Here is an 11,639-nt window from a genome sequence, read left to right as displayed (position 1 = left end):
TGCCAGAGGTGTTCGAGCAGGTGGGAGCGGTCGTTCTCGGGCACGCGCAGCAGAGCTTCGCGAGACAGGCCCTCAAGCGAATAGCGCAGAAATCGGGGCATCTCCTCCAAGGCGTCCAGCAGGGCGGAGTACACGAGTTCTTGCATGGATGAAGCCGGCAGCCAGCCGGTCGGAATCGAGACGACCGCATTGTGGCCGCCGACGGCATCAACGGCCTAGGCAACGCTCGCCTGCGCCTGCATCGCCGAGCGCATCGCCTGGTGCCCGCGGTAGGTCTCCAGCGTCAGTGCCTGGCCGTCGTGCGACAGCAGCGTGGCGGCCGCCTCGAAGGCGTAGCCGGCGGATTCGGCCACGCGGTCGAACATCTCGGCTTCGTACGTGGCCACGGCTTGCGCCCAGTCGGGTTGCGACGCCAGGTGCCCGGCCAGTTCGAGCGCGTCGCGCATGGCGTTGTTGACGCCTTCGCCGCCGAACGGCGACATCACGTGGGCGGCGTCACCCAGCAGCGTCAACCCGCGGCGGTTTGGCCAATGGTGGCCGATCGGCAGCGCGTGGATCGGGCGCTCGGCGAATTGATCGTTGCTGGCGCGCAAGAGGTCGCGGATCGTTTCGGCGAAGCCCTGGTACTCGTCGACCAGCCGGGCGCGCACGGCGGCGGGCGAGGCGAAGTCGAAGCGCTCGGCGATCCAGCCCGGYGGCACGCGGAAGATGGCGTAGCCGCGCAAGTGCGAGTGCCCGTTGCGCTGCACGATCAGTGCCTTGCCATCGGCCTCGACGCACAGCTTGCCGCGGCCCACCAGGTCGGCGAGTGCCGGGTGGCAGTGGTCGACCTCGTCGATGCCGAATTCGACGAAGCTCAGGCCGCTGTAGTGCGGCTGGTAGCGTGACAGCAGTGGCCGCAGGCGCGACCAGGTGCCGTCCGCGCCGACGACCAGATCGAACGGGCCCTCGACCCCGTGGTCGAACAGCAGGTCCCAACGGCCGTCATCGCGGGGCAGGGCAGTCTGCAGCGCGCTGCCCCAGCGCACGCAGCCTTCGGGCAGCGCAGCGAGCAACAGGTCGCGCAGGGCGGTGCGGTCGACCTCGGGCCGGTTGCCGTCGGCGGCATCGGCGTCTTCGAACAGCACGTGGCCGTGGTGGTCCACGAGCCGCGTACCCTGGTCTTCGTAGCGGGCGATGGTGCGAAACAGCGGCATCAGGCCAGCCTGATCGAGCGCAAGCAGGCCGGAGTCTTCATGCAGATCCAGCGTGCCGCCTTGCGCGCGGGCAGTGGGGCTGGCATCGCGCTCGAACAGCGTGACGGTCTGGCCCTGCAGATGCAGCAGGCGGGCGAGCGTCAGGCCGCCAGGGCCGGCGCCGACGATGGCGATTCGAAGCTTGGTGGTCATGGCGAGATCGTGTCTAAAACATAGGTGCCTATATACATTAACATAGCCGCCTATCCAAATTCAAGAGGCTTCGATGGCCACGACCGTCCCCGCCAATCCGCTGAAGCTCGTCGGGCTGGTCAACCGGACTTTTTCACGCCTCGTCGACGCCCCGCTGCGCGAGCTGGGCATCGCGACGGGCCAAGTGCCGGTGCTCGTGTCCTTGAAGCAGCACGGCGCCTTGCCACAGGCTGAGCTGGCCCGCATCGCCCGTGTCGAGCAGCCCAGCATGGCGCAGTTGCTCAGCCGGATGGAGCGCGACGGTCTCGTGCAGCGCACGCCCGACCCGGCCGACGGTCGCAGCCGCCTGATCACGCTGACCGACAGYGCCGCACGGCAACTGCCCAAGGGCCGGGCGGTGATGGAGGCGACCAGCGAAAAGGCTCTGGCGGGCCTCAGCGCCAAGGAGCGCGACCAACTCGGGGCCTTGCTGGCGCGCGTGCTGGCCAATCTGGACGCCGTCGACAGCAAGGAGTAGCTCGACCACAGGGTTGACCCTAGGCGGTGCGGCGCCGGCGTACGTCGCCCGGTGGCTATGATCCGCGCCACTTTGGGGTGCCCCGCAGCCGCATCCGCACCCGACGGAGAGACCCATGTCCACACTCAAGAGCCGCCTGGCGCAAATTCCTGAAGGTTCAGGTGCGCTGTTCTTCGTCCAGATGTTTTCGACGCTGGGCTTTGCGGTGCTGTATTCGACGCTGGTGCTCTATGCCAGCAAGCACCTGCACTTCTCGACCAAGGACGCAGCCGCCATCATGGGCGTGTTCGGCGCCTTCAACTACGGGCTGCATCTGTTCGGCGGCTACCTCGGCGGCCGCTTCCTGAGCAACCGCAACCTGTTCATCGGCGGCATGGTGCTGCAGGTGATCGGCTGCGCCTGCATTTCCAGCGGCACGGTGCAGTCGCTGTACTGGGGCCTGGCGCTGTTCCTGACCGGCAGCGGCCTGAACGTGACCTGCCTGAACATGATGCTGACGCAGCGCTTTGCGCCGGACGACATGCGGCGCGAAGGCGCGTTCCTCTGGAACTACGCCGGCATGAACGTTGGTTTCTTCATCGGCTTTAGCGCGGCCGGCCACTACCAGCTGACTGAAAGCTACAGCCAGCTGTTCATCTTCGCGACGCTGGGCAACGTGGTGGCGATCGTGTTGGCGCTGTTCAACTGGAAGTCGCTGGCCGACCTGAGCACGCCGCTGCTGCAAGTGACGCCGAAGCAATTTCGCCTGCGGTTCCTGGCCGGCCTGGCCATCCTCGTCGGCCTGGTGCCGATCGTCTGGTACATGCTGCAGCGGCCGGATTCGACCGGCAGCCTGGTGAAATGGATCAGCGCGGGCATCACGCTGGTGCTGCTCTGGCTGACGCTGCGCCACGCCAACCGCACCGAGCGCAACAACATGTGGGCCTACCTGATCCTGTCGATCGGCTCGCTGGTGTTCTGGACGCTCTACCAGATGGCGCCGAACGGCCTGCAGACCTTTGCCGACAACAACGTCGACCGCATCGTCTGGGGCATCGAGGTCGCGCCGCAGTGGATCCAGAACATCAACACGATGGTGATCGTGATCGGCGGCCCGCTGATGTCGGTGCTGTTCGTGCGCCTTCGCGCGCGCGGCTGGCGGATCGACGTGCCGCAGCAGTTCTCGGTGTCGCTGTTGCTGATGGGGCTGGCCTTCGTGATGCTGCCAGCCGGCATTGCAAACGCTGACAGCCGCGGCATGGTGGCCTTCGGCTGGCTGTTCTGGAGCTATGTGCTGCAGTCGCTCGGCGAGCTGCTGATCTCGCCGGTGGGCTACGCGATGATCGGCAAGCTCGCACCGCGCCAGTACCAGGGCGTGATGATGGGCGCGTGGATGCTGGTGACCGGCCTGGCCTCGGTCTACTCGGGCGATTTCTCGGGCATGCTGCCCGAGCCCAGCGGCAGCACGGCGGCGGCGACGAATCCGGCCTATGCCGACCAGTTCATGAAGCTGGGGCTCGGCAGCCTCGCGGTCGGCGTGGTGCTGATCGTGCTGATCCCATTCCTGCGCCGGCTGATCAAGGACAAGGACACGCCGGCGGTCGACGAGCTGGTGCCGGCCGTCGCGCCGCGTTGAGCTAACGCGCAGGACCAGCGGCGCGGGTGGCGCCCCGCATTGCCGGGTCCCGCGCGAGCCGCTATCCTCGCCCGCCGGGAGGGATCCGCTTGCCTTCGTTTCTCGACAGCGCCGACGCGCGGCAGCTCAAACAGACCATTGACTGGCATTTGGCGAACATCGCCAAGGACGCCGAGCTGACGCAGCGGCTCGAAGGCGTGGCCACGAACCGTGCGTTCGGCGGCATGTGCTGGTACTGGGGCCCGAAGCTGTATGCACGCAACMGCGCTGCGTTCCGCTCGTTCATCCTGAACCACTTCAGCGACACGGCGCTGGTCGACAACGGCCGTTTCGTGCAGCCGGAGCCCATCGCCTGGAAGGGCGTGCAGGCGCAGGCGCTGGACCCGTGGTTCGACGAGGTCGATCGCGCTGACGACGTGCCGCTGTTTCGCCGCCTCTACGCCTGGAAGTGGCGCCACCGCAGCGGCTGGGGCATCGACACCGAGAAATGGTGTGCCGACCTGGCCAGCCGCTTTGCCGCCGCCGACACGCCGGCGCGCCGGGGGCGCGTGCTCGACAAGCTCGACCTGGGCTCCCGCGCCGAGCTGGACGAAGCCACCGCGCTGCGCCTGTACGAGGCCGATCGCACGCTCAGCGTCCCGTTCGTCCTCAAGCACCTGCCGCACCGCGCGTGGCGCGACAACGCCGACAAGCGCTGGACCCGGCTGATGCGGCTGGCCGAGTCGCAAGGCGACCACGCCTTCGCCTTCTCGCTCTACCGCCGCCAAGTGCCGCTGGATCGTTGGCGTGACGAGGCCCTGGCACTGGCTCGCGGCCAGCAGCCGCAGGCCGAGCTGATCGCCGCGCTGGACGAACGCCACCCCGAGGGCCTGTGGTCCGACCTCGGGCCGGTCTACGTGGCCCTGCTCGAAGCGCGCGGCGCCGACCTGCTGCCCTACGTGCAAAAGCACCTGAACCAGGTCTGGTCGTGGACATCGATCGGCGACAGCGCGTTGGCGCTGGCCAAGCTGGCCAAGGCCCGCGGCTGGGTCGACTTCCGCATCGCGGTGCTGGTCAAGTGCGCACGCGGCAAGGCCTACAACGACGGCCTGCAAGAGACGCTCGACGACAAGGCGCTGGCCGAGACCGAGCGCCTGCGCCGCCTGGCGCTGTTTTCCGGCGTCTCGCGCGAATGGAATTTCCTCGGCTGGGGCCTTGCGTCGGTGCAGCAGTTGGAGCCGGCGCTGGCGCTGAAGCTCTACGAGCGCTACCCGCATCTGGCGCGCACCCAGTTCAAGGCGCATGTGACACCGGCCTGGGCCGAGGACTACCTGGCGTTGTTCGAGCGCGCCTGGGCCGCTGGCGACGAAGACCTGGCCGACCACCTGGCGAGCCGCTACGTCACGCGCGGCATGTGGGGCAAGCCCGACGCCAAGCAATTGGCCCCGGCTGAGCGCGTGGCCGACCTGCTGGTGGCGCTGAAGCTCGAGCCCGGTTTGTTCGCGCGCCGCGCGGCCGCCATCCTGACGCGCATCCCAGCCTATGCCGTGCGTGACTACGCGGGCCTGATCCGCAACAACCGGCTGGCGCGGCTGCTGTTCGAACGCTCGATGGGCGACTACCTGGCCGACCCTGACGGTGCAGCGGTGCGCGATCTGGTCGAAGGCTCCGAGATCCATGTCCAGCGGCTCGCCTACCGTGTGCTCGGTCAGCGCGACGAGCGTGCGCGCCAGCTGGCCAAGGACAACCTCGACATCCTGATCGGCACGCTGCTGCGCCCACTGCACCGCGAAACCCGAGCCCAGGCCTTCGGCGCGTTGAAGAACGCAGCCCATGGCGAAGAGGGTGCTCGCCGCGTGCTGGCCCGCGCCCGCGAGGCCTTTGCGTTGCCCGACGAGGGCTACCCGAAAGAAGGGCTGCTCGACCTCGTCGCGCACATCCTGGCGCGCCACCCGGCGCTGGCCGAGGCAGGCGAAGCGCGTGTCGTGTACCGGAGGGCCGCATGAGCTTTCAGGCCGTCACCTACGCATCGCCCAGCGCTTTCGTCTCGACGCGTGACCGCGCCGACTTGTCGATGGCCGCCAATGCGCTGCGGCCGGTTTCGTTCCATGGCCGTGTGGTCGAACATGGATTCGTGCTGCGCGTCGCGCTGCGGGCGCTCGGCGAAGCGATCTGGAGCGAAGACAACTGGGCCAGCGGCAGCGAGATGCTGTCGCGTGTGCTCGACCCGGTGATCACGGTCCACCCCGACCGGGTCTGGTTCGAAGCGTTCACACAAGACCTTGGAGCTTACGCATCGCTGCGGGTCGACCGCTCGGTGTTCGAGACCGAGGGCGAGGTGCACTGCGGCACCACCAACATCGACTTCACCGCCTGGCTGTGGGGCGCGTTGAGCGAGATGCGCACCTCGCGCGAGACACACTTCCGTGTCGGTGCCGAAGGCTTCGAGATGCGCACCGAATCGGCCGGCGGCCGCTTCGAGCAGAAGGTCGAACTGCCCGACCGCTGGGTGCGCGGCTTCCTGCAGGTGCAGGCCGCGATGGCGATGCCGGGCACGCGGCTGCGGTTGCGGCCGGTCGATCTGCTGGCGGCGATCCGCTTTCTGAAGCACCACAAGGCCAAGGTCAGCCCACGTGCGTTGCGCTACGAGTTCCAGCCTGATCGCGATGCCGAGCTTGTCATCGAGCCGTGGGACCACCGCGTGCCGCTGGTGGGTGCCACGCATGGCTACCCCGAGCAACGCACGATCCGCACCTGGGGCCGGCGCAAGCTGAACCTGATCGAGCCCTTGCTGCCGTTTGCCGAGCATGTCGACGTGTACCTCAAGGGCCGTGCGCTGCCGAGCTTCTATGCGGTGCGGCTGCCCGGCATGACCTTTCTGCTCGGCCTGACAGGCGTTGGCGCCGGCGGTGGCTTTGGTGGCGACAGTGGGCTCGATCTGCTGACCGATAGCGAGCGCAGCGGCGAGGAAGCGCAAACGCGCGTGCTGGCCGCACTGACACCGCTGTTCCATGCGAGCACCGAGGCCCTGGCAGGCGCCAGCGGCCTGTCGCTGGTCGACACCGCCAACGCCTTGGCAGCCTTGAACCGCGCCGGGCGTGTGATGTTCGATGTCGAGTCGCGCGACTGGCGTCACCGCGAGCTGTTCTCGCCGCCGATCGACACGGCGGCGATGTTCCCGCCGGACCCACGCAAGGAAGCCGCCGCTGCGTTGCTGGCCACGCCGGGCGGCGTGCGCGTGACCGCGGCGCAGGCCGAAGAGCAAGAGAAGCTGCGCCAGTTCCGCGACCCGCGCACTGGAGAGAAGGTCGAGCACAAGACGGTCTACCGCCAGTGGCGCATCACCGGCCAGTGCGGCGACCAGACCACCGAGCTGGTCGTCAACGACGAAGACCGCATCGTGTTCGGCAGTTGCGGCTGCAGCTGGTTCCGTGAGCACCTGCTGAACAAGGGGCCGTGCGAGCACATGGTGGCGCTGTTTCGCGCCAGCGAAGGAGAGCGGCGTGGCGCTTGACACCACCTCCCGCCTTGGCGATAGTTCGCCCCGCCCAGAGGGGTTGCAGCTAGCGACGATGCTGCGGTGTTTCGCCGCGGTAGCTTCATACCCCCATCACTTCGCCACGGTCCCCACGTACGAAACGTGGGGAGGCCGTGAGTCCAGAGCCTTGCAGGTAACGCACCCCCTGGGCACCTTTCTCTTCACGACGGCCGCATGCCGTGTCTTGCCATGCGGCTGCTGATCCTCGTCGCCCTGTTGTACGTCGGCTGGCGCGTGTTTCGCTATGTGCAGCGTGCCCTCGACCGCCACCGCCCGCCGCCGCGCGACATCTCGCGCCTGGCGCGGGACGACGACGATGACGCCACCGGTGCACTGACCGAGCGGATCGACCTGTCCGGCGGCCCGCTGAAGGACAAGCACCTTCGCCGGGCGTGGCGCGACCCACGGCTGTTGCCCAAGCGCAAGCGCGGCTGGGACGAGCCGAAGGCGCCGAAAGTGATGTCGATGGACGAGGCCAAGCGCCTGTTCACCGCCACGCTGCGCACCCGCGACCGCCACTCGCGCGACCTGGCCATCGACACCGAGCAGCTCGAACGTTATGGMCTGCCGGTCTGGCGCAGCGAGGCCGACGTGGCCGCCGCGCTGGGCATCACCGAAAAGAAGCTGCGCCACTACGCGATCCACCGCCAGCGCGAGCGCGTCGTTCATTACCTGAGCTTTGCGATCCCCAAGCGCAACGGCCGTGAGCGCGTGATCATGGCGCCCAAGACCGAGCTGAAGGCGCTGCAGCGCAAGCTCAACACGCTGCTGGTCGCGAAGCTGCCGGTGTCCGACGCGGCGCACGGTTTTCGGCCCGGCCGCTCGATCGCGACCAACGCTGCGCCACACGCCGGCAAACCGGTGGTGCTGAAACTCGACATTCAGGACTTCTTCCCCAGCCTGCATGTGGGCCGCGTGCGCGGGCTGCTCATTGCGCTCGGCTACGCCTACCCGGTGGCCGCGGGGCTGGCGGCCTTGATGACCGAGAGTGAGCGCCAACCGGTGACGGTGGACGGCGAATGTTTCCATGTGCCGATCGGCTCGCGCCATGCGGTGCAAGGCGCGCCGACCAGCCCGGGCCTGGCCAACGCGTTGGCGCTGCGGCTGGACCGGCGGCTGGCCGGCCTGGCGCGTGCGCATGGTTTCGTCTACACCCGCTACGCCGACGACCTGGCTTTCTCGGGCGACGACGTCGAGGCGGCGCGCCGGTTGATCAAGCAGGCCGAGTCGATCGTGCGCGGCGAAGGCTTCCGCCTGAACCGCGAAAAGACCAGGCTGATGACGCAGGCCAGCGCCCAGCGCATCGCCGGTGTGACGGTGAACGCCACACCAGGCTGGTCTCGCGATCAGCGCCGCCGKCTACGGGCCGAGTTGCACCGCGCCCGCACCAGCGGTACGGCCGATGCTTCGCTCTGGCACAAGCTGCGCGGCAAGCTGGCCTTCGTGCGCATGCTGAACCCGGCGCAGGCCGAGCAGCTGGCGCGCGGCGTGCCGAGCGAGCCGCCGGCGTCGCCCCCCGCGCCCTGACGGCGGCCAAGCCCTAAGATTTCGGCGGAGTGCCCGGCCGGGCGTTCAAGACCAGGAGACCGCCGGATGTCGATGTGGAAGCGCGTGCTCGGCTACGGCGCCTTGCTGGCGGCCGGCACGCTGGCCTTGCAGTGGCTGGAGTACCAGCGCCTGGCGCGCGCGTATCCGGGCGAGTTCTACCTTTTTCTTATCGCCGTGGCCTTTCTGGTGCTCGGCGTGGTCATTGGTGCCCGGGTCATCGGCCGGGCGCCGCCGCCGGCGCCCTTTGACGGCAACCCCAACGCGCGCGACACGCTCGGCATCAGCCCGCGGGAGCTGGAGGTGCTGCACGAGCTGGCCGCCGGCCGCTCGAACAAGGAGATCGCGGACCGGCTGAACATTTCGCCCAACACGGTGAAGACGCATGTCTCGCGGCTGTTCGAGAAGCTGGATGCCGAACGCCGCACCGACGCGATCAACAAGGCCCGCGGGTYGGGCCTCGTGCCCTGACGGCTGCCGAATTGCCAGGGATTACCCGCGGGTGACGGGTCCATCACCCTCGAATCACCCTTTCTTCCGATTGATTCGGCACCCCGCCGGGCCGCCAATGGGGCCTTCATCCATTTTCGAGAGAGGTGTTTCCGATGCTCCGCAAGATCCTGACCTACGGCACCGTGGCCGGACTGATCGCCGGCATTCCGATGTCCGTCATGGTGCTGGCGATGAATGGCCAGCAGATGATGTCGTACGGCATGGTGCTGGGCTACCTGACGATGCTGATCGCGCTCAGCGCCGTGTTCGTGGCCATCAAGCGCCACCGTGACGCGGACGGCGGCGGCGTCATCCGCTTCTGGCCTGCCTTCGGCCTCGGCCTGGGCATCAGCGCCGTGGCCGGAGTGCTCTATGTGCTGAGCTGGGAACTGGCACAGGCCGCGACCCACATGGACTTCGCCAGCGACTACGCCAAGGCGATGATCCAGCAGCAGCGCGCGAAGGGCGCCAGCCCCGAGGCGCTGGCGAAGTTGAGCGCCGAGATGGACGCTTTCAAGGTGCAGTACGCGAGCCCGCTGTTCCGGCTGCCGATGACCTTCATCGAAATCTTCCCGGTCGGCGTGCTGGTGTCGCTGGTCTCAGCCGGGCTGCTGCGCAACCCGCGCTTCCTGCCGGCGCGGCGGGGTTAGCCGCGGACGAAGTCTTTCGCGTCGGCCCGGGTGTTGATTTCGAACGGCAGTCCGCCGGGCGCGACGCAGAAGAAACGCGAGCCGCGGTCGTGGCTGAAGACCTCGGTTCGCATCTCGACGCCGTCGGCCTTGAGGCGGTCGTACACCGTGCGCACATCTTCCGCGCTCGGCAGTTCGAAGCCGACATGGAAGTTGTGCGGCCAATCGACCTGGAAGCCCTTGGCCTGTTCGATGACGATGTCGAAGCCCGGCCGCCGGACCATGCTCATGCCGGGGTACTGTGTTGCGGCGCAACCCAGGTGCTCGACGAAGAAACGGGTGGTTGCGGCGATGTCGTTGGAGGGGAAGCTCAGGTGGTTGAGCTTCATCGTGGTGGTGATGTCGTTCATGTGATGCCTTGTGGTTGGTTGACGGAAGGCATCGTAAAAAGCAGCCGCTGTCCGGGCTACTCGCATCGGCCGGCCGGGCGCTGCCACAGGGGCAGCGGCGGGGTCACCGAGTGCCTGACTCGCTTTCGGGGCTGATTTCGGGGCTGACGGCGGCCCCGTACAGATAACCGAAGACCGCGGCTTCGACACGCCGCTGCAGGCTCGCCTCGTCGGTCTCACCGCGTTCGCCGGCACCATCGACGATGCCGCGGATCACCGCGCCCACGTCGTTCACTGCCAGGTCGTGGTCGCGCTGGCGCGGCATGTCCGGACGGCCCAGCACCTCGGACAACAACGCGCGAAAAGCCCCTTTGTTCACCGCTGCGCGCAGTTCCGGGCGGGCTTCCTCGATGTCGAGCAGGCGCGCCAGTTCCGGTCGCCGCAGTTGCTGCCCGACGGCCGCGACGATGAGCACCCGAAGCGCCGCCGCTCCACTTTCTTCCGCAAGAGCCGTCTGCGCCTCGGCGGTGAAGCGTTCGCCTTCGCGCTGCACCAGCGCCAAGGTCAGCGACTCTTTCGAAGGGAAGTACTGGTACAACGAGCCGATGCTGACACCCGCGCGCAGCGCGACTGCGTTGGTGTTGAAGCCGGCCATGCCGCGCGTTTCAAGCACTTGCGCCGCGGCTTCGAGCAGTGCCGCGACTGTCTGCTGCGAACGCGGCTGTTGCGGCGCCTTGCGCGGCTTCAGTGGAGTGGAACGGGGCATGCGGGCGGGTTGGAGGGCAGGGGTCTGTTCGCCCGAGTTTACGGACTGACCGGTGCGGTCCGCAGATCGTGTCAGCGCGSTTGCGACGAAGCCTCCCACATGTYGGGGCTGGTGCCGACCAGCTCCTTGATGTTCGACCAGGTGGGTGAACCTGGCAGGCTTGTGCGGCCCTGCACCGCTGCCACGGCAAAGGCCACCATCCGGTCGCGAACACGGTCCTGCTCCTGTTGGGGCCAGGTCTCCATCGCGTGCGGCCCGCGCACAACGACGATCTCTTTCAAGCCATGCACCAGGTCGTAGGCGGCGATGGTTCCTTCCAGGCTCTCGGCCCTGTCCCACAGCCCTTTCGCAAAGAACACTGCGGGCCACCGGCTCATGCCCGCCAGCGCGGCCGAGTTCGGATAGAAAGCGACGTGGTGGTCGGCCGCCATGCCGCCGAGAAAGAGGTTGCGGTCGACCAGGTCCGGTGCCTCGGGCAGGTAGCCGGCGCCGCTGACGAACGAGGCGTAGAGCATCGCCCCCTTGATGTTGGTGAAGCTCTTCGACGGCGCGCAGGTGACAGTCGGCAGGTCGTAGCTGCAGCTGCCGGCTACGTTCTTCGTCATCGCCCAGCCGGTGGCCATCGAGCCGCGCGAGTAGCCCAGCAACAGCAGCGGGATCTGCCGGGCGGTCATGCCCGCCAGCAATCGCCCGCCCGCAGATGCGCCCTCCAGCAGTTCGCCGCGCGACGTCAACAGGCGCATGCCGCGGCCGTGCTCCAGTTGATCGAGCACGCGAAAGA

General features: G+C 67.9%; 10 protein-coding genes and 1 pseudogene. 7 read left to right on the top strand and 4 right to left on the bottom strand.

What is annotated here, in order from left to right; all coding sequences use genetic code 11:
- Positions 1-215 precede the first annotated feature (215 nt).
- The gene (locus AC1DYI_RS16215) at positions 216-1,388 is read right to left on the bottom strand and encodes an FAD-dependent oxidoreductase (protein ID WP_477205162.1); all 1,173 of its coding nucleotides are present in this window, start codon (positions 1,386-1,388) and stop codon (positions 216-218) included.
- 73 nt (positions 1,389-1,461) lie between these two features.
- Here AC1DYI_RS16215 and AC1DYI_RS16210 point away from each other — a divergent pair, with 73 nt between their 5' ends.
- From AC1DYI_RS16210 to AC1DYI_RS16180, 7 genes are all read left to right on the top strand, one after another.
- Positions 1,462-1,905: a MarR family winged helix-turn-helix transcriptional regulator gene (locus AC1DYI_RS16210; RefSeq protein ID WP_477205161.1), complete on the top strand. Its 444-nt coding sequence runs from the start codon at positions 1,462-1,464 to the stop codon at positions 1,903-1,905.
- Between the two features lie 115 nt (positions 1,906-2,020).
- Positions 2,021-3,520, top strand: a complete 1,500-nt coding sequence (locus AC1DYI_RS16205; RefSeq protein WP_477205160.1) for a peptide MFS transporter — start codon at positions 2,021-2,023, stop codon at positions 3,518-3,520.
- Between the two features lie 89 nt (positions 3,521-3,609).
- On the top strand, positions 3,610-5,505 hold the full coding sequence (locus AC1DYI_RS16200; protein ID WP_477205159.1) for a hypothetical protein: 1,896 nt from the start codon (positions 3,610-3,612) through the stop codon (positions 5,503-5,505).
- Complete coding sequence (locus AC1DYI_RS16195; RefSeq protein WP_477205158.1) at positions 5,502-7,013, top strand: SWIM zinc finger family protein; 1,512 nt, start codon at positions 5,502-5,504, stop codon at positions 7,011-7,013. The genes AC1DYI_RS16200 and AC1DYI_RS16195 overlap by 4 nt, the downstream gene beginning before the upstream one ends.
- 198 nt (positions 7,014-7,211) lie before the next feature.
- On the top strand, positions 7,212-8,564 hold the full coding sequence (locus AC1DYI_RS16190) for a reverse transcriptase family protein (protein WP_477205157.1): 1,353 nt from the start codon (positions 7,212-7,214) through the stop codon (positions 8,562-8,564).
- Between the two features lie 66 nt (positions 8,565-8,630).
- Entirely contained in the window at positions 8,631-9,053 is a 423-nt protein-coding gene (locus AC1DYI_RS16185) for a response regulator transcription factor (RefSeq protein ID WP_477205156.1), read from the top strand.
- 134 nt (positions 9,054-9,187) lie between these two features.
- Positions 9,188-9,724: a DUF4199 domain-containing protein gene (locus tag AC1DYI_RS16180; RefSeq protein WP_477205155.1), complete on the top strand. Its 537-nt coding sequence runs from the start codon at positions 9,188-9,190 to the stop codon at positions 9,722-9,724.
- Here AC1DYI_RS16180 and AC1DYI_RS16175 read toward each other — a convergent pair.
- From AC1DYI_RS16175 to AC1DYI_RS16165, 3 genes and pseudogenes are all read right to left on the bottom strand, one after another.
- Positions 9,721-10,113, bottom strand: a complete 393-nt coding sequence (locus tag AC1DYI_RS16175; protein ID WP_477205154.1) for a VOC family protein — start codon at positions 10,111-10,113, stop codon at positions 9,721-9,723. The two genes, AC1DYI_RS16180 and AC1DYI_RS16175, sit on opposite strands and share 4 nt — an antisense overlap.
- 103 nt (positions 10,114-10,216) lie before the next feature.
- Complete coding sequence (locus AC1DYI_RS16170) at positions 10,217-10,858, bottom strand: TetR/AcrR family transcriptional regulator (protein ID WP_477205153.1); 642 nt, start codon at positions 10,856-10,858, stop codon at positions 10,217-10,219.
- A gap of 71 nt (positions 10,859-10,929) precedes the next feature.
- Positions 10,930-11,639 (bottom strand): annotated as a pseudogene (locus AC1DYI_RS16165) (hypothetical protein); the annotation flags it as partial.

This window comes from Ideonella sp. P3_A4, from assembly GCF_056403075.1.
Note: the sequence above shows the minus strand (reverse complement) of the source record. Positions and strands in the feature narration are given on the sequence as shown.